Source organism: Paraburkholderia kirstenboschensis, assembly GCF_032806925.1.
GTDB lineage: Bacteria > Pseudomonadota > Gammaproteobacteria > Burkholderiales > Burkholderiaceae > Paraburkholderia > Paraburkholderia kirstenboschensis.
In genome coordinates this window covers 1284243-1306750 of record NZ_CP136512.1, presented here as the reverse complement: position 1 = coordinate 1306750, position 22508 = coordinate 1284243, and the positions used below count along the sequence as shown (strand labels likewise).

Annotated in this window: 21 protein-coding genes and 1 pseudogene; 11 read left to right on the top strand and 11 right to left on the bottom strand. The window is 58.1% G+C overall.

The features are described from left to right. Positions 1-470: 470 nt before the first annotated feature. Positions 471-884 (bottom strand): hypothetical protein, encoded by a 414-nt coding sequence (locus tag RW095_RS14595; RefSeq protein ID WP_317019645.1) that lies wholly within the window; start codon positions 882-884, stop codon positions 471-473. 13 nt (positions 885-897) lie between these two features. After that, a complete protein-coding gene (locus RW095_RS14590; RefSeq protein WP_317019644.1) occupies positions 898-1158 on the bottom strand; it encodes a hypothetical protein in 261 nt (86 codons plus the stop codon). Positions 1159-1480: 322 nt separating this feature from the next. Here RW095_RS14590 and RW095_RS14585 point away from each other — a divergent pair, with 322 nt between their 5' ends. From RW095_RS14585 to RW095_RS14575, 3 genes are all read left to right on the top strand, one after another. Further along, positions 1481-2329, top strand: coding sequence for a methyltransferase domain-containing protein (locus tag RW095_RS14585; protein ID WP_317019643.1), 849 nt, complete (start codon positions 1481-1483; stop codon positions 2327-2329). 451 nt (positions 2330-2780) lie between these two features. Next, positions 2781-4562 carry a bifunctional diguanylate cyclase/phosphodiesterase gene (locus RW095_RS14580; RefSeq protein ID WP_317019642.1) on the top strand — a complete coding sequence of 594 codons (1782 nt, stop codon included), beginning with the start codon at positions 2781-2783 and terminating at the stop codon, positions 4560-4562. Between the two features lie 640 nt (positions 4563-5202). After that, the gene (locus RW095_RS14575; protein ID WP_317019641.1) at positions 5203-5436 is read left to right on the top strand and encodes a hypothetical protein; all 234 of its coding nucleotides are present in this window, start codon (positions 5203-5205) and stop codon (positions 5434-5436) included. Between the two features lie 121 nt (positions 5437-5557). Here RW095_RS14575 and RW095_RS14570 read toward each other — a convergent pair whose 3' ends face one another. The 3 genes from RW095_RS14570 to RW095_RS14560 form a co-directional block, all read right to left on the bottom strand. After that, positions 5558-5827, bottom strand: coding sequence for a DUF1488 family protein (locus RW095_RS14570; RefSeq protein ID WP_317019640.1), 270 nt, complete (start codon positions 5825-5827; stop codon positions 5558-5560). 848 nt (positions 5828-6675) lie between these two features. Then, positions 6676-6948, bottom strand: coding sequence for a TIGR01841 family phasin (gene phaP / locus RW095_RS14565; RefSeq protein ID WP_317019855.1), 273 nt, complete (start codon positions 6946-6948; stop codon positions 6676-6678). Beyond that, complete coding sequence (locus RW095_RS14560; RefSeq protein WP_317019639.1) at positions 6930-7103, bottom strand: phasin family protein; 174 nt, start codon at positions 7101-7103, stop codon at positions 6930-6932. Before RW095_RS14560 ends, phaP begins: the two co-directional genes overlap by 19 nt. Before the next feature lie 1837 nt (positions 7104-8940). Here RW095_RS14560 and RW095_RS14555 point away from each other — a divergent pair. The 3 genes from RW095_RS14555 to RW095_RS14545 all read left to right on the top strand — a co-directional run bounded on the left by RW095_RS14555 (position 8941) and on the right by RW095_RS14545 (position 11143). Then, on the top strand, positions 8941-9681 hold the full coding sequence (locus RW095_RS14555; protein WP_317019638.1) for a 3-ketoacyl-ACP reductase: 741 nt from the start codon (positions 8941-8943) through the stop codon (positions 9679-9681). Positions 9682-9918: 237 nt separating this feature from the next. Continuing rightward, on the top strand, positions 9919-10254 hold the full coding sequence (locus RW095_RS14550; protein ID WP_317019637.1) for a hypothetical protein: 336 nt from the start codon (positions 9919-9921) through the stop codon (positions 10252-10254). Positions 10255-10879: 625 nt separating this feature from the next. Beyond that, complete coding sequence (locus RW095_RS14545) at positions 10880-11143, top strand: hypothetical protein (protein ID WP_317019636.1); 264 nt, start codon at positions 10880-10882, stop codon at positions 11141-11143. Positions 11144-11353: 210 nt separating this feature from the next. Here the strand turns inward: RW095_RS14545 and hfq are convergent, their stop codons facing one another. Continuing rightward, positions 11354-11602 (bottom strand): RNA chaperone Hfq, encoded by a 249-nt coding sequence (gene hfq / locus RW095_RS14540; protein WP_317019635.1) that lies wholly within the window; start codon positions 11600-11602, stop codon positions 11354-11356. 806 nt (positions 11603-12408) lie between these two features. Between hfq and RW095_RS14535 the strand changes: the two genes are divergently transcribed. Together RW095_RS14535 and RW095_RS14530 are read left to right on the top strand one after the other, a co-directional pair. Beyond that, positions 12409-14244, top strand: a complete 1836-nt coding sequence (locus RW095_RS14535; protein WP_317019634.1) for a bifunctional diguanylate cyclase/phosphodiesterase — start codon at positions 12409-12411, stop codon at positions 14242-14244. Positions 14245-14358: 114 nt separating this feature from the next. Next, positions 14359-14804: pseudogene (locus tag RW095_RS14530) on the top strand (phosphate signaling complex PhoU family protein); the annotation flags it as partial. Positions 14805-15028: 224 nt separating this feature from the next. On the opposite strand, the gene RW095_RS14525 reads toward RW095_RS14530, so the two are convergent. Further along, a complete protein-coding gene (locus RW095_RS14525; protein WP_317019633.1) occupies positions 15029-16351 on the bottom strand; it encodes a TIGR00366 family protein in 1323 nt (440 codons plus the stop codon). A 400-nt stretch (positions 16352-16751) separates the two neighbouring features. Here RW095_RS14525 and RW095_RS14520 point away from each other — a divergent pair, with 400 nt between their 5' ends. The 3 genes from RW095_RS14520 to RW095_RS41460 all read left to right on the top strand — a co-directional run bounded on the left by RW095_RS14520 (position 16752) and on the right by RW095_RS41460 (position 20150). Then, a complete protein-coding gene (locus RW095_RS14520) occupies positions 16752-16874 on the top strand; it encodes a hypothetical protein (RefSeq protein ID WP_317019632.1) in 123 nt (40 codons plus the stop codon). A gap of 77 nt (positions 16875-16951) precedes the next feature. Further along, positions 16952-19360: a sensor domain-containing protein gene (locus RW095_RS14515; protein WP_317019631.1), complete on the top strand. Its 2409-nt coding sequence runs from the start codon at positions 16952-16954 to the stop codon at positions 19358-19360. A gap of 298 nt (positions 19361-19658) precedes the next feature. Continuing rightward, positions 19659-20150 (top strand): PleD family two-component system response regulator, encoded by a 492-nt coding sequence (locus RW095_RS41460; protein ID WP_394365149.1) that lies wholly within the window; start codon positions 19659-19661, stop codon positions 20148-20150. Between the two features lie 451 nt (positions 20151-20601). Here RW095_RS41460 and RW095_RS14510 read toward each other — a convergent pair whose 3' ends face one another. The 4 genes from RW095_RS14510 to RW095_RS14495 form a co-directional block, all read right to left on the bottom strand. Then, positions 20602-21075, bottom strand: a complete 474-nt coding sequence (locus tag RW095_RS14510) for a response regulator (RefSeq protein ID WP_317019630.1) — start codon at positions 21073-21075, stop codon at positions 20602-20604. A 74-nt stretch (positions 21076-21149) separates the two neighbouring features. Then, entirely contained in the window at positions 21150-21278 is a 129-nt protein-coding gene (locus RW095_RS14505) for a hypothetical protein (RefSeq protein ID WP_317019629.1), read from the bottom strand. A 325-nt stretch (positions 21279-21603) separates the two neighbouring features. Further along, positions 21604-21813 (bottom strand): hypothetical protein, encoded by a 210-nt coding sequence (locus RW095_RS14500; RefSeq protein WP_317019628.1) that lies wholly within the window; start codon positions 21811-21813, stop codon positions 21604-21606. Then, positions 21810-22433: a response regulator gene (locus tag RW095_RS14495; protein WP_317019627.1), complete on the bottom strand. Its 624-nt coding sequence runs from the start codon at positions 22431-22433 to the stop codon at positions 21810-21812. The genes RW095_RS14500 and RW095_RS14495 overlap by 4 nt, the downstream gene beginning before the upstream one ends. Positions 22434-22508 lie beyond the last annotated feature (75 nt).

The window sequence follows — 22508 nt, the reverse complement described above, 5'->3', positions numbered from 1 at the left end:
GGCGACTTTATTGAGAAGTTATAGAGAAGGGTTAGTCACTAAGGATGATTGCTTAGTGTCGGCAGACGCGCGTCAAATCAGACATCGGTGCACAAGGATGCCCGTGGGACTTTGTAGGTCGGCGGCGGCGGTAAGGTGTAGCCGCAAGCTGTGTTATAGGCATCATCCCCGCAAAGTTCTAGTCTGCAACACGACTTCTGACGGAAAGTTAAATTGCGGCTTGGGCCGCACTTTACTCTTTGCGAAGTTCATCTTGTGCCGCTCTTTACTCCTTGCGAAGTTCATCTTGTGAGCGCGCCGGCAACCACGTAAAACCAAGTCCGGCGCGCTCAAGCGACAAAGGCGAAACCTGACATTCAGAGCGGGCCGCATAAGACGCCGCGCCGTTATCACCGGTTTTCTCCAGCCAAAAAAACCTTGTGTCGTAGCTTTACTCCGGCGGTCCAATAAGCCGGCATTTGCGCCACCCGTCAGGCGGCGAGACGGTATGCGTTCGGCCTCGCGGTGGAGGCACTCACGCGCCACGCACGCAATTCATCGATGTTGAAAGGCTTTGCAAGGACTACGGTGCCGCCGAGTTTTGCCCGTTCAATTTCGTCCGGGTAGCCGGTTACCCAAGCAATTTTTACGGTCCATCTTCTTCGGACCTGCCCGGCAAGGTCGATGCCGCTCATCTTGCGGGCATCTGCACGTCGGAAAGGGATGAAGTCAAATGCACCGCCGGCGGCGAGCACGTCGAGCGCTTCGTCGGCCCTATCAACACCACTTTCCGGCAGGCAATCCCTCCTCTGCACGCTGACCAGTAGAGGCCCGCTCGCGCTGTTCGTGCACCACCGTCCAGCCGCACTCCCGTTGACGAATAATTGTGCGATGAAAAAATTCACGACTGCGGGTCTCTCATTTTTTTATGAACACGATGTAAAGCACAAGCTCACTGTCCACGACATTCTTAAGAATGTATGGCGGGCTGGCATCAAGGACTTTCACTTCGTCAGTCTTGTACTGGCCGCCCTCTTTGCGACCGTCGGCGTAAATACGCTGAAATTTGCCCCCTTTGATGGCGCGCACGACGCGAAACGGTCGGGGGATGTTCGGACTTTCCGCTCCCGGCTTGAAAGTGTTCTCTGCGACTTTCACTTGTTCATTTTCCGCGAACACTTTCTATTCCATTTTCGACGCGGTCCCAGTCTCTTGCGCCGGGGCGGCACCGCTGCCGAGCACCAGCACGGAGGCTGATAATAGTCCGACGAAAATTCTCGATGGTGTCTTCATTTTCTTCTCCCTTTCTTGGACCCGTTCGGATAGGCAAAACATTGAGCGGATGCGACGCTTTGCGCGGTTTGAGGATGGCAATCGAAGAGTAGAGCGTTCGCACGGAAAAGCAAACGAATTTGAACCTCAGTCTTGCCTGCAAGCGCTCGGACACGACGATTGTCCAAAACAGGACTAGACTACTGTAATCATCGGTGGTGCCCGGGCAATGTACCTGCGCTCGCTGGCCCCTGTTAAGGAGTACCTTGTGGTATTGCTAGACGTTTATAGTAGAACCCACGAGCTCGATGAACAGTCCATCGGTGCTGTAGCAGCTCGCCTCGAAGCCCGCTCTAGCAGCGTGAGGTATATGGGCATGCTGCACGAGTACCTCGATGTCGCCGATGTTGGGGGCGCAGAGCATGTCTTGGCTCTTGGCTGTGGCACTGGAGTGGAAGTGCGTGAGCTTATCAGGCGCCCAGATTTCCACGGAAAAGTGACCGCCATTGATATCAGCGCTGAGCTCATCAACAGGGCAAAGGCTTTTGCCGCCCAAGAGGGTCGCGGAGAGCGGGTCGAGTGGCTAGTGGACGATGCGCAAAGCTTGAATTTGACTACGGCCTTCTTCGACCTTGTCATTGCGCATACGTTGGTCAGTCACGTACCGCAGCCTAAAAGAGTACTCCAAGAGGCAGCGCGAGTGGTTAGGCCCGGCGGCACGGTCATCATATTTGACGGGGACTACGCCACGCTGACATTCGGACCGGACCGCGAAATGGACGAAAGAATAATCACCGCGTTAATCACTAACCCGCGCGTCATGCGAACCATGCCCCATCTTCTTCGCGATGTCGGGCTCGAGCTGGCCGATAGTCGGGGTTGGGTTCTCACCGAGATTGGACGGGCCGACTTCTTCCTCGCGGCGCTGCAGTCGTTCTCCGTCCTTTTGCCGAAGACAGGTGTAGCCACGCCTCAGGAGGTCGAGGCGTTTGTCGCCAGCCAACGAGAGGCTAGTGAAAAGAACACCTTCTTCGCTGGGTACAATTACTACGCGCTGATTGCAAAGCGCCCTCTTTAGGAGGCCTGCCGGCGGCCTTTCAGCAAGGCATAGTTCGGTCAACGACCTCCATCCCTCCACTTAACGTGGTAAATGGTCGGCAGAATGTGAAGGTTCTGTCCGAGTCAGCCTGGCGAATGTCTTGCACATCTGCAGCAACTCCCTACGCTAGTGCGCAAGCTTCGGGTACTCCGCTCAGTATCCGAGTAAGCCATTGGGTTTGAGGTTACGCAGGAGCATAAGCTGACGAGGTGCACTTCCTGCGTTGAACCGAAAGCAGCTTGGATGTTGGTGCTTCTCCGCGCGGAACGACGCGATTCAAGAAGGCGTCGGCCCGAGTTCGCAATATGAAGAACCTGAGAGAAGACAATTGGGGCAGCCATCCGAGAAAGCGCCTACCCGGTCGAGCGCACGGGTCGAAGCAATGCTGTCACCAGGCTGGGCTAACGCTGTCCGGGCCCTGGTGCTCGCATTGGCGGTGACGACGGTGACGAGCCTTGTCAGCAGGACGCTCAAGGCGACGGCCGGAGAACTCGCTCCAATCTGGCTGACCAATGCCGCCCTGCTTGCGCAAATGATGGTGCCACCGCACAGACAGCGATGGTGGGCATTTGCCGGGGGCGTACTGGGCTATCTAAGCGCCAGCCTTCTGGCTGGTGAACGTCTATTTGTGTCCGTCTCGTATCTGTGCGCCAACCTCCTCGAGGTGCTGGTTGCGTTGGCATTCGCCCCACCTCTCTCGACGGTCGCCGAACTGTTTTGTCCGAAGTCTCTCGTGAAATTCATGGCCGGTGCAGTGTTGCTCGCGCCGGCTGCGTCCGGACTGCTGGTGGCCGCGATGCTGCACGGACAGCCAGTTGGCCACGCGCTGCAAAATTTTCGTAACTGGTTCCTCTCGGATGCCTTGAACCTCGCCATATTGACGCCCGCCGCTGTCGTCTTCTGGACCGGGGAGGTGACTCAACTGCTGCGGGGCGAGCGCGGGCGGAAGACAGGGTGCCTCCTGCTCCTGGTTTGCGTCATCACGACGGCCGTATCCGGGCAAAACCACTTTCCGCTGTTGTACTGGGCGCTCCCGCCCATTGTGCTGCTGGCGTTTCAGGCAGACCTCGCAGGCTTGATGGTTGGATTGCTCCTGTGCCTGGGCATTGCGGTGTCGTTCACCGTTCGCGGGTCGGGACCACTCTCGACGTTTCCCTATGGGGGCATGCAAAGCCGTATCTTTGAGCTGCAACTTTTTCTCGTCGCTGCGTTGGGCATTGCAGTACCTATCAGCGCCACGCAGGCGCGGCGTAGCCGCCTCCTTGCAGTGCTCCGTGACCTCGAGCAGCGATATCGGATACTGGCAGAGAATGCGACCGATGTCGTCATGAGCATGGCGCTCGATGGCAGGCTTACGTACGTTTCACCACGCGCTATGGCCGTGACAGGAATTGCCCCTGAAAACCTTGTCGGTTTGCACCTCCCGGACCTGGTTCTGTCCGACGACCGCGATGCCCTTGCTACAGCAATTGAGAGCATGGCGATGGGTGCGACCGAGGCTTCCCGGGTGATTCGCTTCCAGCGCACGGATGGCCGGGTCCTATGGATGGAAATGTACCTTCGCCCTGTCATCGAAGGGATTCGCGGCAAGCCCCAGGCACTCACGGCGACAGCGCACGACATTACGGAGCGCCGGGCGGCAGAGCAGCGCCTTGCAGATGAACGAAGTCAATTGCATGCGTTTGCCTTCCGGGACGGACTGACCGGCGTTTTTAACCGCCGATACTTTGACCGCGAACTGGCACTTCAATCGCAGCATGACGCCCGCAAAAAAGCCCGCGGTTTTGTCGCGGTTATCATGGTCGATGTCGACAGATACAAGAGCTACAACGACCGATATGGCCATCAGGCTGGCGATGAATGTTTGCGCGGGGTAGCGCAAGCTATTGCATCCTCGGCGAAACGTACTGGAGACATCGTCGCGCGCTACGGTGGGGATGAGTTTGCGTTGATTCTGAAGGACACGGACCCGGATGGAGCACGCGTAGTTTCCGAGCGTATCCGGCAGGCCGTTGAAAGTCTCCAGATTCCGCACATCGCGTCCCCCGCCGGCATTGTCACGGTTAGCTGCGGAGTGGCGGCGCAACGACCGGACAGTGGCGGAGACAGCCTTAATCTGGTTATGGCCGCAGACAGAGCGCTATATGAGGCAAAGCGGGGAGGACGGAACCAGACTTGTGTGGCCGGGGCCGACGACGCAGATGACCCATGACGGTGACGCGGACATGCACGCTGGCTTTTTCAGCACCGCGACTTTGCCACGCTTCATCGCACGGCGGGAATTACAACACCGTTCGTTCCTGTAAAGGCCGCGGGGTTGCATGCGGGTCTGTGCGAAAACGAAGAAGCAGGCGCAATACATATGCGGTAAAACCAAAAACGGTTCGCCCGTCGCGGGTCAAACCGTTTCTCACCTAGGCCAGCCTTGACGGCGCGAAAGGCTTAGTCATGCGAGCGGTAGTCATGGTGAGGCTGAGCATGGTGCGGCTGAGGATGGTGCGGCTGACGATGGTGCCGCGCAGGGGCGTGCCGGCTATCTTGATGCATATCGGCGAACGACACCGCGGGGGCTGCGAACGCGGCTACGATGAGGACGGCAAGAGTCTTCTTGAAAACGGGTTTCATGTAAATCCAGGTGGAAGTTAGGGAGTGTCAGACCAGAAGAGCGATGCAATGCCTCGAATCACTGCGATGCCTGCACATTTTAGCGGAATCGCTGGCGAGGCGAGCAGGCGGCACCCGGTCGTCAGCGCGCGGAGAAACTTCCGGTGTGCCATACTCGAACCGAAGCGACTTTCCGTTGTCTGCACAAGAAAGTAGTGCGTCAGCGATTCGTGACGAGAGTAAGAGCGATGACAAAGAAAAAAGCCCCATCAAATGAGGCGTTGGCACTTGAACGGGTCGTCAGTGCCGCGCGAGAGGTGTACGCGGCCTCAACAGCGCTCGAGGCGCACTTCGGCGAGGAGGGAGGTCGACATCCGTCTTCACTGGAACTCGCGAGATTCGCTGCCGCCATGCAGGAACTGCGAGACGCCCGCGAAGCGTTCGATGTGCTGGTCTCCGGCAACCCCGCGCCGCGTCGTTGAATTGACCGCGCCCGCATAGGATGACACGGCAGGTCACGCAACCGGGGTATGCAGTGACAAAGCGCGCTCCATAATGGTGCGGCGCCTCTCCCCTCAAGAGCCGAGATAGCACCAGAGGCCGTCAGTGAGAAAAGTCTGCAGCGTGCAGCTTTATCGGCTCGGCCGAGCCTTTAAGTACTTTTCGTTCAACAGCCGCGGCAATCCGCTTGTATCCATCCGTATAAGCTTTAAGAAGGCGAGTGTCGTTTGCGCCGATGGGCGCCCAGAAATACTGTTCGAGCACATCCCGCGTAATTGAACATCGCACCACACGCCCACGGGCGAATGCGACGAACTCAACGAGATTTCCGTCCATTGAAACGTTGGCTTCTACAGCGGGAGTGGTATCCATGACGGCATTGGTTCGTTGTTGACTTAGCGGACCGGCAGTCCGTGGAGAAAGAGCGTCGAAGGCTCCGCTGGTAACAGCATAAATCAAACATCGACCCGTAACATTTTCGACATCTGGCATATTCTTATAGCGTGCCAGTCCGGCGGTCCGTTCGACCCTGTTCAGGCCTCTGGCTGTCCGCGTCTACCTCATCCAGTTCTGCGGCATTTGCGAGATTCTTCACATGCGCAGTCGAGACGCGTTGAAACTTCGCAACTGGCTGTGGGGGATGTCAGCCTGTGTTTTCGTCTGTTGCGCGCGTTCGTCTGCTGGATGTCATGTGCACAGGTACCTCCCTCGCCCGGAATATGGCGACCAGCGATTCCGGGCGCTCGGACGCGGGCTTTCCGCATGCGAGCAATTCGTGCTCAAACGCTCGCTGGAGTAAGTCGGGCACGGCGTCGCTTAGCGCCTGCGACACACGGTCGAGCGTTTGCCTCCTTCCGTCATCGAGAACAGTTGATAACAGCGCCGCGAGTTCTTCCGTCAGTGCGGTGGCAATGGACGCGAGCTCTGGTTTCAGGTCGTCGCGTAGAGTCGGAATTTCCGATGGGTTGATGCTCCTCAATGCAGACTTGCGCTTTGCGGCCATTGTGGCCCCCCAAGGTCTGTCGATAGCATGCACCGGGGTCGTGACCGTGCCCGGAGCCGTTGAATACTCAACAACTTGCACAACCGGGGTCAGCAGTACCCGGCTAACCAAGATGCGATTGCCGGAGCGCGCGGCGATGACCTAATCACACGGCGCCGCTAGCGCCGGCATATATTGTTAGCCACCGGTCCCGGGCGGGAACACCTGCCATGCGCCATCATCGTGCCGGAAGAAAAAAAGCCCAATCGACCACAGCGGTTTCGCTTCCTGCCGGCGCTTTCTTCGCAAGGCTGTCGACAAAAGCCAGCGCATCTTGCTCGTACTGCTTGAGTTGCGCGTCGGCGACCGCCGCGAACTCGGCTTGAGTGCCGGAGATGATTTCGTAACCGTGGCGCCAGTACGACTGTGCCTTTTCTATGGCGGGTTGAGCGTGGCTTGCCTGTTGTGCGAACAACGCGTGCGGCTCTCCGGCTAAAAACGCGTTGACCAGAATTTCCTGATTTTAGCGAGGCTCGATTTGACCGCTTGCACATTCAGCTCAACCAGCCTTTCGATGCCGCCGAACGCTTTGTTGAGGATAGCAACCATAGTTTCGACGCTGGTTTTCTGCGTGGCGACTAATTGTTCAGGGGCAAGACTGCTCATCACTAACTCCAGGGAGGAGACGGGCCAAATATCCGGGAGACCGATGAACGGAGTCCCGAGCCATTCGTCGCGGAGCGGGAACCGTTGGTGAGATGTAGCAATATCGGATTCTAGGGTTGAGTGCATGAATGTCAATCGTTCGTTCAGCAATGGCGGCGAACGGTGCGTGAACGCACAGGCAAATCCCTTGCTGATGCTGAGGCGCAAACGTTATCTAAGTGAAAACCCGGTCTAAGGCGCGGTTCTCGTTGAGAATCGGAAAATGACCGTTTCCTCAGGCGAGTGCGATGCGGTAAAGAAAGGCACCCATCTTCGGGATGAATTTCGGCATGCTATCGAATATGAGAAAAGTCGTCGCCTCTGGTTTGCATCCCTGTCCGGCTGCGGTGACCGTGCTGCCAACGGTTCACCTGACTGCAGGTGAACGCGTTGCAAAGATATTTTCGTTTCGGTGGTTCAGGCAGCGGCGAAGATTCTGGTATCTCATCGTGGTCTACCCGGGACGCAGTTTCCAAGCGCGAGCCGACGTCGACGAGCCCTGTCAGTCACGCCCCTATTGAAGAATCTGGCAAAAAGAACGGTCGGTCGTTCATGCTTGGCATTACGGATTAATTAAAATTGTCTGTGCGATTCTGCACATTCCCCGACTGGAAAGAAGCGGAGAGCGAGCTTGATGTAGCGCAAAGATTTTCGCAGACTTATTTTTCACTTGACGTCGATGTGCATGCGGATAAATAGTTGTGCATACAACCGTTGCGCAAGTTCGTGGTCGAGGTGACGAGCGGGGCAACACGGAGTCACAAGGCTGTCATGACGAACACGTAACTTCATTCGACGCCGCGAATGCGTTGGCGCTGAAACGCATAAAAAATAAAAGCTGAGAGACGTTAAACAAGATGAATCGACACGCCACGAATATCGGTCACCTCGAGCGTAGCATCGAGGACGACCGCCTCAGGCGGGCCTTGGCTGCCCGCCTCGACCGGGCATTCAAACGGGCCGGCATCAGCTCGGCGCGCGCAGCGAGGTGGCTGGGGGTGAATGAATACGAGGTGCAATACTGGCGACGCGGAATCACCGTGCCGCCGTTGAACGCCTGTACGCGTCTGGCCGCCGTCCTCATTCTCGACGTTCACTGGCTTTGCACGGGGTACGCTCAGGTCGCCTAGTCCGCATTTCGTGGAGATGGCGGAGTATGGAGTCGGCGTGCCGTGCATCCGTATTTAGCCCTGTGCTGTCAACTCAGTCGGACTGGCGCGCGGCGACGCGCCAGCCGGCATGTATAAATCGACGCGGCAGGCGCTTGCCGGAAAGCCGGGGTATCGATGTGAAGGCAGCTAACCGTAAACGGTCGACTGATGACGTCCGGCGCTTCAATGGTTGCGAGATGGAGTTGGCGCGAGGCGCCTCGCATATCGCGAGCATGCTGTACGAGTACAGTATTCAGGCAGCGGTCAGGGAAACCCTTCTCCAGTTCGAGGCGTGTCACGGCCGCGAGGACCTGAAGGGATTTGCATATGCACTTCTCGAGAGACTGGAGCAACGCTGCAGGCCGGAGGCAGTCAAGGTGCTTCACGACTTTATCGAGCATGGTTGCCTGCCAGAGGAGCCCCGGCATGCCGCCCAGACCCCAGGTCTACCCGGAAAACCATTGTCACAAAGCAGCGACTCACGCAGTCACGGATGAGTCAGGTGGGCGCAACGACCGAAGCTCGCTGAACACCACCGGACGGTGCGGTGGAAAGAAGACTCGTCCGGCGCCCTCGTCGGAAACGCAGGGTAGTTTCAGGCAAAAAATTTGTTGGTCCATTAACCGTAACAAGAGCCGGGGTAGAACATGTCAAAGCGAATCGCTTACGTAACCGGGGGTATGGGTGGAATTGGAACAGCGATATGCCAGCGGCTTCACGAGGATGGCATGACTGTCGTGGCGGGGTGCGGACCCAACTCGCCGCGACGTGAGCGGTGGATGGCCGAGCAGGCCGCGCTCGGATTCGCCTTTATCGCCTCTGAGGGCAATGTCGGCGACTGGGAGTCGACGGAAGCCGCTTTTGCGAAGGTAAAGAAGGAGGTCGGTGAGATTGAGGTGCTGGTGAACAATGCTGGTATTACACGGGACGGCGTGTTTCGCAAGATGTCACGTGAGAACTGGAACGATGTCATCGAAACGAACCTGACGAGCCTCTTCAATGTGACCAAGCAGGTCATCGAAGCGATGGTCAGCAAGCAGTGGGGCCGCATCATCAACATCTCGTCGGTCAACGGGCAGAAAGGCCAGTTCGGCCAGACCAACTACTCGACTGCGAAAGCCGGCATCCACGGCTTCACGATGTCGCTTGCGCAAGAGGTGGCGACAAAGGGCATCACGGTGAATACCGTTTCACCGGGGTACATCGGGACCGATATGGTTCGTGCGGTGCGCCCCGAAGTGTTGGATGCAATCGTCCAGAGCATCCCGGTGCGCCGTCTTGGCGAAGCCACCGAGATTGCCTCGATTGTTTCGTGGCTTGCCAGCGACGAAGCGGGCTTCGCCACAGGAGCCGACTTTTCGTTGAACGGCGGCCTGCACATGAGCTAGCAACCGCCGACGCCTGAACCCGCACGAAAGCGGCTGCCCCCGGCGTACGCAACCGAGCGCCGGAGACGCGGAAGCGCCTCGCGCGCGATGCTTTTTTGCGCTGCAAGTATTCCCCGACGGCGCGCAGGGGGATTCAGAAGCGTCCCGCACCGGGCGCGCACCTGGGTAGCGGTGTGGCACCGGACCTGGCGTCGAGACAGTACGCCACCAATTTCACCCACACTCACGGAGACCCACATGCGCGATGTGCCATGCATCGAACCAGCTTCACACGCCGCAGGCTCAAAGACACTGCGTTACCTTGAGCGCGACGCCCAGAATCCCGGCACTGCCCTCGTGTATTGGCTGGAGAAAGCGGAGCCGACATGCGAGGCGAACTTCTTCGAAGCGACGCGAAAATTTTGTTCGCTGATGCAACTCGTTCTTCCTGATGAGCGCCCGGGCGTGTTTGTAAACCGGAGCGCCGTCCATGCCGTTCAGGATTGTGGCGTTGTTAAACGGCTCGTTTTCAAGGACGGGTCCTCGCTCGAGGTCCGATACAGCGGGTCTTGCAGTGACCTCCACGACGCGTGAGAAGGAAGCGGCCGAAGCGTTTCGGTGCTTCCTTTCCATCAGTGCACTTACGCTGGCTCATTCCCGCGCTTGCAGTCGAACGGCGCAATGCGACAGTCATGTGTCGCACCGCCTGCCGAAAGCGCCTATTGCTGGTAGCAGATTCATCGTGTGAAAAGTTGGTGGCTCAATTGGTGAATGCCGGTGTTGCAAATTACCAGATGCCCATTGGGCCGATTTGATTTACAACGCGGCGAACGGTGGGAATTGTCCGCGAGCGTGCGTTGCCGAACGTATGGAAATGCCGCGACGCTACAGAGTGCAACGTCTACCGGAAGGCTTTAGCACCCCATGGACTCCCAGCCATTCAGTTATAAACAGCACGTAATTGTGCCTTTCGCATCAGTCTCGAAGCTCGGCTATGCGGCAAGCGTATTTGTCACCCGCCCGACCGGGAAGTGCAGCGCATTCGGAATCCTCGCCCATTTCGTTTCGGAGAATGCCGCGCTCCAGTATGCCGCTGCTTATGCTAAAGCTCACATTGACGGCACAACGTCGCGGAAACCGCCGTTCAGTCGGATTCGGTCTGTCCAGCGACCATCTGGCGGCCGAACCTGCGTGACGAAAACCTAACAGTAGGCGCCTAATGCAATGCACGTATCAGTATCGGGGCTTCGTGGCGACTGTTGAAGTCGAGCTGCTGCCGACCGTTATCGTCGCGGACCCGGTTGTCGCGTCGGGAGGTTTCCTGGTAAAGGCTGGCGTGCGTCATCCGCCGTCCGGGCGGCAATTGCCTCCGGCTCTCCTGCCTGACTCAGGCGAACGGCCTTTTGCCACTGAAGCAGAGGCCCTGATGGCCGGATTTAGCTTCGCTCAACGGCTGATTGAAAACGCGGTCGAACAACCGTGAGAGTTTGCCGCTCCGCAGCGATGCGAAGAGTTTTTGTGCTCATCACGTCGCATGATGGTGGCGAGGAGCCGTTCGTGCATTTCGCCAAGGTTCAGGCAAAGGCTGTCACGAGAAGCAAGGCCAGACGGGTAAGCACGCGCCCAAACATACAGCTCATCTGACACCGCAGCGCACTCGCTGTCGCGTAGCCACAGCATGCCATGTCGGTTCTCATCGGACACCACCCCGCGTGTGGTTTGACCTGTCACCAGTCACCGGCACCCAGGTCGGGTCGCGTGCCGGGCCCGAGCCATTGACCGGCAGCACAGTCGAAATGGCATGCTTGAATACGAGTTGCACGGCTGGACCAGACTCCAGTAGAACGGCAAACTGGTCAAAGGCGGTCAGTTGACCGCTCAGTCCGATGCCATTCACGAGGAACACCTTCACGGCGGCCTTGTCGTCTATGAGTATCCGCAAAAATCTTCTTGTACGTCCGACAGTGCGGTCATGTTCGAGGCCCGAGCGATAGGTTTTTCGATTGTACCGGCGATACCTGGAACCGCCAGCCAGCCCAGATAAATTGCGTTATTGCGACCCCGCGGTTGAGCCGCAGCGCGCGAATACGAACCGTCACCGGTTCTCCGCTCTTTGCGGACGTCTGATTGTCGGTCTGTGGTTAATTGGATACTGCGCGAACTGGCTCACATCGGCGGGCTTGGGCACATGGATATCGACGCGCGACTCGAGGGCTGCGTTTCCGCCCGCGTCATCGGCATGACCGATAATCGCCACGAAGGTCGTCGCGGGCGAGGCGCTGGAAACGCCGATTCACAGGTATGTCAAGGTTCTGTCGGAGTCCGCCTGGCGAATGTCTTGCACGTCTGAAGCAACTCCCTACGCTAGTGAGCATGTTCTGGGTACTCCGCTCAGTATCCGGGTAAGCCATTGGGCTTGCGGTTACGCACGAGCACACGCTGTCGAGGCGCACTTCCTGCGTTAAACCGAAAGCAGCTATCTCGGTTACATATGGAAGTTTCCCGAACAGGCTTACCGATACTGAATCAACGGTAAACGCTGAATTGGTGGACTTCGCACCAACGGTTACCGGCGGATGACTTGAGGTCGACTGGTCGCATATTGGTGCTTCTTTCGCGATAGCCCGGGCGAACGACGCAATTCAAGGAGGCGTCGGCCCGAGTTCGCAATATGAAGAACCTGAGAGAAGACAATTGGGGCAGCCATCCGAGAAAGCGCCTACCCGGTCGAGCGCACGGGTCGAAGCAATGCTGTCACCAGGCTGGGCTAACGCTGTCCGGGCCCTGGTGCTCGCATTGGCGGTGACGACGGTGACGAGCCTTGTCAGCAGGACGCTCAAGGCGACGGCCGGAGAACTCGCTCCAATCTGGCTGACCAATGCCGCCCTGCTTGCGCAAATGATGGTGCCACCGCACAGACAGCGATGGTGGGCATTTGCCGGGGGCGTACTGGGCTATCTAAGCGCCAGCCTTCTGGCTGGTGAACGTCTATTTGTGTCCGTCTCGTATCTGTGCGCCAACCTCCTCGAGGTGCTGGTTGCGTTGGCATTCGCCCCACCTCTCTCGACGGTCGCCGAACTGTTTTGTCCGAAGTCTCTCGTGAAATTCATGGCCGGTGCAGTGTTGCTCGCGCCGGCTGCGTCCGGACTGCTGGTGGCCGCGATGCTGCACGGACAGCCAGTTGGCCACGCGCTGCAAAATTTTCGTAACTGGTTCCTCTCGGATGCCTTGAACCTCGCCATATTGACGCCCGCCGCTGTCGTCTTCTGGACCGGGGAGGTGACTCAACTGCTGCGGGGCGAGCGCGGGCGGAAGACAGGGTGCCTCCTGCTCCTGGTTTGCGTCATCACGACGGCCGTATCCGGGCAAAACCACTTTCCGCTGTTGTACTGGGCGCTCCCGCCCATTGTGCTGCTGGCGTTTCAGGCAGACCTCGCAGGCTTGATGGTTGGATTGCTCCTGTGCCTGGGCATTGCGGTGTCGTTCACCGTTCGCGGGTCGGGACCACTCTCGACGTTTCCCTATGGGGGCATGCAAAGCCGTATCTTTGAGCTGCAACTTTTTCTCGTCGCTGCGTTGGGCATTGCAGTACCTATCAGCGCCACGCAGGCGCGGCGTAGCCGCCTCCTTGCAGTGCTCCGTGACCTCGAGCAGCGATATCGGATACTGGCAGAGAATGCGACCGATGTCGTCATGAGCATGGCGCTCGATGGCAGGCTTACGTACGTTTCACCACGCGCTATGGCCGTGACAGGAATTGCCCCTGAAAACCTTGTCGGTTTGCACCTCCCGGACCTGGTTCTGTCCGACGACCGCGATGCCCTTGCTACAGCAATTGAGAGCATGGCGATGGGTGCGACCGAGGCTTCCCGGGTGATTCGCTTCCAGCGCACGGATGGCCGGGTCCTATGGATGGAAATGTACCTTCGCCCTGTCATCGAAGGGATTCGCGGCAAGCCCCAGGCACTCACGGCGACAGCGCACGACATTACGGAGCGCCGGGCGGCAGAGCAGCGCCTTGCAGATGAACGAAGTCAATTGCATGCGTTTGCCTTCCGGGACGGACTGACCGGCGTTTTTAACCGCCGATACTTTGACCGCGAACTGGCACTTCAATCGCAGCATGACGCCCGCAAAAAAGCCCGCGGTTTTGTCGCGGTTATCATGGTCGATGTCGACAGATACAAGAGCTACAACGACCGATATGGCCATCAGGCTGGCGATGAATGTTTGCGCGGGGTAGCGCAAGCTATTGCATCCTCGGCGAAACGTACTGGAGACATCGTCGCGCGCTACGGTGGGGATGAGTTTGCGTTGATTCTGAAGGACACGGACCCGGACGGAGCACGCGTAGTTTCCGAGCACATCCGGCAGGTGATTGAAAGTCTCAAGATTGCCCACGTCGCGTCCGGCGCCGGCACTGTAACGGTTAGCTGCGGAGTGGCGGCGCAACGACTGGACCATGGCGCCGACAGCCTTAATCTGGTTATGGCCGCAGACAGAGCGCTATATGCGGCAAAGCGGCGAGGACGGAACCAGACTTGTGTGGCCGGGGCCGACGACAAAGATGACACAGGATTGTGAGGCCGACAATGCACAGCGCACCTCGGATAGCGGCCCTCTGTACCTGACGTAGAGAGTACGGTTCGCCCGCAGTTTGACGGAGACCTCAACGTGCTTTCAAGTAGGCTGCTCGAAATGTGTGGATTGGTGGAGTGGCAGATTGCGTGCGCGCTGGATGCGCTTAATACCTTCGATATCGCTCGTGTGGAGCAGGTCATCGAGGGGGCACGCCGTCTTAACGCGATGGAGATAGAACTCGACGAAGAAGTTAGCAATATCATTGCTGGTGGACAACCGGCCGCTCGTGACCTGCGACTCCTGATGGCTACTTCCAAGTGCGTCACCAACCTCGAGCGCGCTGAAGCCCGGAAAATTGCGAAACGGACGCGCCGCATCGCCCAGGACAACGAACGCGCGAAGCGTCAACATCGCTCAAATCAAGCTTTCCGGCGAAATGGCTGCACACATTCTTCGCAGAGCGCTGGACGCATTCGCGCGGATTGATAACGTTGCAGCAGCACAGATTGTCGGGGAATGATGAAGCCATTGATAATGAGTTCCGGGCCTTTGTGCGCAGGCTGCCCCGCTTCGATGGCTGTTCGCGCTTTGCTACGGCGCCGACAATGAAATGATGACAATCCTTCCCATAGGCCGAAGTGGACGATATCTCGAGCGAGATTGGCCTACTGGTCGAGTACAGTCGGCCAGCAGCAACGCCTCGTGTAGTTCCTACGGAAGGGCATAAAGCTTTGTAACATGCTTTCGTGGGCGGCGTCTCTCCTCTGAGGCGGACCCGCCCACCCTCTCAGAAGAGGTACATACCAGCCACAAAAATCACGCCTGAGAATAGAAGCGCCGTCACGCAGTAGCCCATGATGTCTCGAACGCCCAAACCGGCGATAGCAAGTGCAGGCAGTGCCCAGAACGGCTGCGCCATATTCGTCCACGCCTCGCCATAAGCAATTGCCATCGCGGACTTCCCGAGGTCCGCGCCGAGCGCTTGCGCCGCCGGCATAACGAACGGTCCCTGCACTACCCAATGACCGCCGCCCGATGGCACTGCGAAATTGATTAGCGCTGAGCTCAGGAACGCCAGAAGCGGAAATGTGTGGACGTTCGCGATGTCGACAAACCACTTCGTGATTACGCCGGCCAGTCCGGAATGGTCCATGAGGGCCTGAATACCCGCGTAGAAGGGGAACTGAATCATGATGGCGGACGCCCCCTTCGCTGCGCCGGCTACAGCGCGCGCGTATGCCATGGGCGTCTTGTGCAGCACAATACCTGCCGCGAGAAACGCGAGGTTGACGGTATCGATATCAAGTACGAAGCCTTTTTTAACGAATCGGATTACCAGAAACCCGGCGCATAGTGCGGCCACAAGGAACGCTAGTACACGGCTTTCCTCCATCCGCTCGGCCATCGTTGCATTAGGAGCAAGTTTGCGCTCAACGCTCGGTGGGTCCTGCAAAAGGACCGGGTCCACCGTGACGACGTCCTCCGGTTTCGGCATCATCAGTCTCGCCAGAATCGGCAAAAGAATGATGAGGCCGATGGTAATAAACGCGTTGTAGCCAGTGAAAATCGTGTCGGAAACCGGAATCAGCCCGACTGTCTTTTCCATGGGATTGCCCTTGGTAGCTGCAACGAGCGGGACCGACCCGGACAGGCCACCATGCCACGTCAGGAACCCCATGTAGGCGCTTGCGACGAGGAGGCGGTAGTCCGTTCCCGGAACGCGTCGAGCGACCTCACGAGCAAGCATCGCACCAAGCACCAGACCGAATCCCCAATTAATGGCGCAGGCAACCGCTCCTACGAACGCAACCAGCATCACGCCTTGCCCAGGTGTACGCGCGGAGTTCGCCAAAGCAACCAGCGTTCGCTTGACTGGGCCGGAGCTCGCCAATGCGTGACCGGTCACAAGAATCATCGCCATCTGCATCGAGAACGCGAGCAGGTTCCAGAAGCCAGAGCCCCATAGCATCACAAGGTCGGCCGGAGCCTTCGGCGTCAAACCAAGCGCCAGCGCAAAGGTCACGACGGTCAGAAGGATGGCAAAAATCAGAGGGTCGGGCAAAACCCGGTGCACCACCTGAGTAAAAAAGGCCGAAATTCGCTGAATCAACTGCCTGCTCCTGGTCACCAAAGATGAAATCGACCAACTGTCGTTGTTATGGGCGGTAAGCCGCGCGGCGATTCTTGCACACAACGAAAAATCCTGCAGCGACGAACGCCACGACTTTGCAGGGGTAAAGATAGAATTGATTGATAGAGCCGCCCTCGGCAGAATTCATGCATTGCACAAACAGACGGGCTTTCGTGAAGCATAGAAGCAACGACCATGACGAGCCGACCTCGTGCATGCGAGTAGGGCACGAAGAGGCGACGACGTCGTCACAATCGTCACTATCGGCGGCGATTGAGACCGAACTGATTGACTCGCTTCTGACAACCGCGCTATGGATTGCCAGCTTTGCAGGACTGTTGTTCGTCGAAGGTCGGGCGTACTGGGATGGGATATGTGCATGGGTCCTGTCGAGCGCGGCGCAACCAGCAACGCCATTGGCGCGCCTGAACATGCACCCGACGGCGACTTCAAGCTGTTCCGCAGTTCCGCCTTTACGTCCCGAATTATTAAAGATTTGTGAAATCCGACCGTAATAGTAAAGACGTGGGTGGCACATAGCGTTCAGCCTGCCACTCGAACAGGTAGTCGGAGAACAGCGTGACATTTAAGGCGGCATGGCACCCTAAAAAAAGCAGTGCGAATCGGTTTCGGGACGATGCGGGCGCAAACCCCGGTGCCTGCGCAGCACGAAACCAGCAGTTCCTCTCTTATTTCCTCTTCCGATATGGTCAACACAGGTCGCCACCTCTGGGATGCATCTTCATTGCTATTGCTGCCGCAGTTGGCATCGGTGCACTGGTGCATCATGCAGCCAGTGAAGCGGCGATTACCGTACGGCTTGCCTTGTCCATTGCGGCAGGCGTCGCGGGGTTCGCGGCTGTTTGCAGAAAGCTTGGCTCTGACTACGCCCAGCAGTGTGCCGCTGTCGCGCTAGCAAGTGGACTGTTAAGTTCGAATCGCGACTGCCTGAAGCTGCTGTCTGCAGATGGAAAAATGTTGTGGGTGTCAGAGCATGGCGCCACATTGATGGAAGCGGAGTCACCGGAGCAACTGGCCGGCGCGGACTGGCTGAATTTCTGGAGCGCGGACGACCGCACAGCGGCGGAAAACGCCTGCAGTGGCGCGCTTGCAGGGAAGCGCACATCTTTCACTGGAGTCTGCGCCACCACCAAGGGACGTAAGAAATGGTGGAACTCCACGCTGTCGCCAGTTACTGGCAAGGACGGCACAGTTGTCGCGCTTCTTTGCGCCTCGGAAGATGTCACCCAGCAATGCGAGTTGCTGAAAACACTTCGCGAACGTGATGAGCTGATGCATGAGATGGAGTCGCATGTGCGGCTTGTATTTTATTCATATAGCCCGGATTTCGAACGCTTCCATCATGTAAGCGCAGGGGTTGAGCGCGTGTTCGGCATTACGCCTACAGAGCTCAGCAGGAGGCCTTCCGCGTGGCTCGAGCTGGAGTTGCCTGAGGACCTGGAACCTTTGCGCGCCGAGATGCGTCGCATCGCATCTGAAGCGGCCGAAGGCCGGTTCGAATACCGCATCCGACGCCCGGATGGTTGCCTGTGTTGGATTAGAAGCACGGCTTACCCCGTCCGCGATGAGTCCGGAGACCTGGTGCGCATTGTTGGGGTTAGCGAGGACATCACGCTAGAACAGGAACGCCTGGAGGCACTTGACCGTTTAGCCTACACCGATGGACTGACGGGCTTGGCTAACCGTAGCGCCCTTGTTCGGCGGATGAAGACGCTTTGCAGACAGAACGTCCCCTTCGGTCTCATGTTTATTGACCTCGACCGATTCAAAGTGCTCAACGATACGCTGGGCCATACTGCCGCTGACCGTCTCTTGAAGGACATCGCGGAGGTCATCCAGGGAGCACTTCCTGCCGATGCATGCATTGCGCGCCTTGGAGGAGACGAGTTTGCGGTAATTATCAGCGGCGAGACGGACAAGGACACGCTGGCAACGTTGGCGCAATCTCTTCTCGGCGTATTTTCGAGCGACGTTCGGAAAGCCAACGCTGAGCCGTTCGTCACGGCGTCTATCGGCATTTCTCTGTTTCCTGAACACGGCCGGGACCACGAGGCGCTCCTCAAAAGCGCGGATATTGCAATGTATGGGGCAAAGAAGGGTGGGCGCAACGGCTTCAGGTTTGCCGACCAGGCGTCCAGCGATGTACTTGGAGATTTTGAACTGGAACGCAGCCTGCCTAAGGCGCTCGCGTCCGAGCAATTCGTCCTTCATTTCCAGGGTATCCACGAGCCAGCTTCCCTGGCCGTGAAAGGCGTTGAAGCGCTCCTTAGATGGAACCATCCAACGCGAGGCATGGTGGGACCCTGCAGCTTCATCCCGATACTCGAGGCGAGCGGGTTCATCGTGGAAGTTGGGGCATGGGTAATGGATGCGGCCCTGGCTCAACTGGCGGTCTGGCGGACCGCCGGAAAAAAGGGGCTTTGCATCTCGGTGAACGTGTCAGCGCGCCAGCTCAGGGATGACACCATCGTCGCCGTAGTTGACGAGGCGCTGCGCAAGCATCAATTGCCGCCGCGCTGCCTTGAAATCGAACTGACTGAAACTGCGCTGATGGAGAACCCGTCACTCGCGCAGAAGACGCTTCAAGCGCTGAAGCGCCTTGGCGTGCGTATCGCTATCGACGATTTCGGGACGGGCTACTCGAGCCTACGCTATCTGGCTGACTTCTCGCCGGACACGGTGAAAATTGACCGTTCGTTTACGGCGCGGCTCGGTTGCGACGCAGCTACCGCGTCGATTGTCCGGGGCATCATTCAGATGTCGCACGAACTAGGCATGAAGGTGACGGCCGAAGGCGTCGAAACGGAAAAGCAGTTACATGCCCTGCGCGACGCAAGCTGCGACCATGTCCAAGGATATTTTCTGACAAAGCCCACAAATGCGGAGGACCTTGTTGATGCATGTCGCTCGCTGGTGATGCACGGCCAAACTTCCGTATCTTCGTTTGCGGCGGATGGTCAGGACTGACTGTGTCAATGCGTCCGTATGGCGCCTGGAACAATCCTCGTCAAATCTCACGTTCCATTCTGACAGCTGGCTTTCGGTAAGACGCATGCCGGTTGACTCGTCATCGTGCGCGATTCCTACGAGCGGGGCGCCCGCTGCGCCGAGGCACGCCCGTTGCGCGCGTGGCCCAGGTGACACCGTATTTTTGCGCCATGTCCACTCTGCGGCTGGTCGATGACGATTTGGAGAGTTTGTGGGCCGCTGCAGCTTGCGCTGGAGAGCCGGGGCCATCGTGTCCGTCTTGCAGAAAGCGCAGGTGATGCTGCGAACGCTCGCCCACGAACCCGCAAGCTTCGTGGTCACCGACTTCGAGATGCCGGAGATGAATGGAGCCGAACTGTGCAGACGATTGCCGTGCCAGCCTGTATTCGCCCAGCTACCGATTGTCCTCATGTCGGCGGCGCCTGAACCGACGGTTGGGCCGCCGTCTTGGACAATGAATCTCCGCAAGCCAGTGGACCTGTCCTTGCTGTTGCGTGCGCTTGACTGTTTCGTTGCGCACCGGCTGACCGCGACGTCGGGCAGCAGCCCCGAAGCGGACCGGCGGCCTCGCGCTGGCAGCCGGTCGACTCCCGCTGCCGGCCGAGTGATGACGGAGCCCCTTGAAATAACACATCCGTGGCAAGAAGCCGCGTCAACCGTCTTCACGCTAGTAAGCGCCACGTTCAGCGCAAACACGAATTTGGGGGCGAGATACACGGAAGCTACGACGGAGATTGCGCAGTGGTGGCGGCTTGGTATTGCACCCTAGCCGGCTCATCGGGGCACTTTGGTGCGGTGAGGCCCGTGGGCAACGGGATGTCAAAGCCAGGGAAAGCGCGACTTCCTCTTCGTGGACGGTGCGCTCGACGTGAAGCGTTGAAAGGCCGTGCCATGGGCGAGATTGACTACGAAGGAAGCTAGGAAATACATGGAGTGGTCCGAGATAGGAGAATTGCGATGTGATTTATTTAGGTGTATGAAGCATGCTACAACGTCCAACGTCCCGAAAACTGCAGCCACAGTAAAACCGTCTTCAACTTAAAGTTGACAATCAGCGCGTCTACCTCGGAGAGAGCGGTGCGAACAGTTCTCGCTGAGCGCAGGCGCGCATACCTCCCAGTCACTGCGGATGCACCCCGAAGCTTTGCGCAGCGGCGCGGCTCGGAGCCGGGTCTCACGGCGCTTGAGGCGGCACCATCCAGGAGGACATTGCGGAAACGTCATGGACATGGATTCAGCAAACGTCGTACCGATGCTAGCAGCATCTGCATGGATACGGGCTTAAGCAAAAACTCGTCCCCTAGTGTCGCATCGGCAGGGTCCAGAGGGTCAGCGCTGGTGAGAATGACAGGAGTCCGCGCGAACTTCCGTCCGAGCTTCAAGTGGCGGAGAAAATCAACGCCATACATTATTGACGTCGACCGGTCTGTGATGATGAGGTCAGGCTTTTCCCCGTTAGCGGCGAAAAGCCCCTCACGGCCATTGTTTGCGGTCAGGACTCGATAAGCTTCCAATTGAAGGATGCGTTTCCATGCGGTCACGATGCAGCGTTCTTCATCCACGACTAGAATTGTTTTCATTTTTGCTTGCGGCAAGAGGATATGGGACGTACCGGCATCGCATTCGTCACGCATCTGCCTGACCGCCGTTGTTCGGGTTCCAATGATTTGGGAACGATGCCCGTAGCTATCCATTGGCGAGCTGTTCCCTTCTTCCGAAAAGAGTGAAGCAGTAATCGCACGAAAGGTCGCATACCCAAGACTCGCGGCTACTGGACGCAGATTGCGCAGAGGTCGACGGTACGGCGATAGATGTTCCTGCCAAGCCACGGCACGAACGTGTACTCCGAATACGCGTTGCTTCCGACATATATCCAGTTATGCAGAATAGCTGACACGATGATTCCTTGAGACGTAAAAAAAGGGAACGAGTTGGGCCCAAATGCGATGTTGTCGTCGGGCCGAACAGCGAGCTTTGCGGTGTCATAACGGCGAGCGCTGTCTCGATGAGAAAAGAGTAGGTTTTGCCGGAGGGCAAATCTACTCTACGGTAGGATAGGTCAGGGCTGCGTTAGCGTAGCTTGCTTATACGGGCGTATAAACGCACCGACGATTTTAGAGCGGCGTCGAGCCGCGAAATAACGGAAGACATTGGTAGGGAATGCGAAGGAGACCACATGTTCGCCTATACCTGGAACTGCCAGCCAGTCCACAGGTGGTGTTTTACTGCGACTCAAGGGCGTCGGCTCGCGCTTGCGCAATCTCGTCCGGGTGGTGCCGGTTGTAAGCGTCCGACAGCTGGGAGCATAGCTGGGCAAGTGACGCAAGGCCCGCCGCCTGGTCTGCGTGCTCTACCTGTCCTGCGTTGAGCACGTCATCAAGAACCGGAGCGAGACGACGCAGTCGCACAAACATCGCGGCATCCAGTTTCATTTTGGACCTCCTGTGGCCAGATGAGCGAACCGCACCGTGAGACACTCCGCCTCAGGCGATGCTTCACGAGTGAGGTATGCCTTCCATTGCTGGCGTATCGAGGTGACCGGTGAAGGCGACGACCCCACTGTGACCTGCGGACTGTGCAGCCGAAGCAGTTCGAGCAGGCGCGAGGCTGCAAAAGGCTTTCTGAGAAACGCCGACACCCGCAGGTGGGGCGGCGGTGTCGCCAGCGCTGAGTTCAGAAGGACAGGAATAGTTGCGAACGCAGGCTCGGCCTCAAGCGCGCCGATGAGGGCGGGACCGTCCATGACCGGCATCATGAAATCAGACACCACAATGTCCGGACGCCTTCGGCGTGCTGCCTGCAGCGCTTCACGCCCGTTCGACGCAGTCATAACCTCGTAACCTTCCCCGCAGACCAATATCTCAAGCGCCTTAAGCAGGTTCATGTCGTCGTCGACCAGCAATACCGTCACCATGGCACGGCCCCAAAGCGATGGGTTTTCACTTCTCTGTTTGCCGGCAACAGTTATTTCGTCGCTCGCGCACATTGCAGAGGTCGAATGCCCGCTGACTTGCGGAGCTTGCGCTGTCATCACGGCGAGCGCTGTCACCATGACACAAGAGTAGGCGTTGGCGAAAGGCGAATCTATTCTACGGTTGGATAGGCCGACGCCGCGTTAGCGTAACTC

Bases quoted from the DNA above. Each gene is read 5' to 3' on its own strand.
- RW095_RS14560 (WP_317019639.1), bottom strand. From the start codon at position 7,103: ATGAGCAGTCTTGCCCCTGAACAATTAGTCGCCACGCAGAAAACCAGC.
- RW095_RS41460 (WP_394365149.1), top strand. From the start codon at position 19,659: ATGCTGCGAACGCTCGCCCACGAACCCGCAAGCTTCGTGGTCACCGAC.
- RW095_RS14585 (WP_317019643.1), top strand. From the start codon at position 1,481: ATGTACCTGCGCTCGCTGGCCCCTGTTAAGGAGTACCTTGTGGTATTG.
- RW095_RS14510 (WP_317019630.1), bottom strand. From the start codon at position 21,075: ATGGATAGCTACGGGCATCGTTCCCAAATCATTGGAACCCGAACAACG.
- RW095_RS14520 (WP_317019632.1), top strand. From the start codon at position 16,752: ATGGGTCCTGTCGAGCGCGGCGCAACCAGCAACGCCATTGGCGCGCCT.
- RW095_RS14550 (WP_317019637.1), top strand. From the start codon at position 9,919: ATGCGCGATGTGCCATGCATCGAACCAGCTTCACACGCCGCAGGCTCA.
- RW095_RS14500 (WP_317019628.1), bottom strand. From the start codon at position 21,813: ATGAAACTGGATGCCGCGATGTTTGTGCGACTGCGTCGTCTCGCTCCG.
- RW095_RS14535 (WP_317019634.1), top strand. From the start codon at position 12,409: ATGCTGTCACCAGGCTGGGCTAACGCTGTCCGGGCCCTGGTGCTCGCA.
- RW095_RS14570 (WP_317019640.1), bottom strand. From the start codon at position 5,827: ATGGATACCACTCCCGCTGTAGAAGCCAACGTTTCAATGGACGGAAAT.
- RW095_RS14575 (WP_317019641.1), top strand. From the start codon at position 5,203: ATGACAAAGAAAAAAGCCCCATCAAATGAGGCGTTGGCACTTGAACGG.
- RW095_RS14545 (WP_317019636.1), top strand. From the start codon at position 10,880: ATGCAATGCACGTATCAGTATCGGGGCTTCGTGGCGACTGTTGAAGTC.
- RW095_RS14495 (WP_317019627.1), bottom strand. From the start codon at position 22,433: ATGGTGACAGCGCTCGCCGTGATGACAGCGCAAGCTCCGCAAGTCAGC.
- RW095_RS14555 (WP_317019638.1), top strand. From the start codon at position 8,941: ATGTCAAAGCGAATCGCTTACGTAACCGGGGGTATGGGTGGAATTGGA.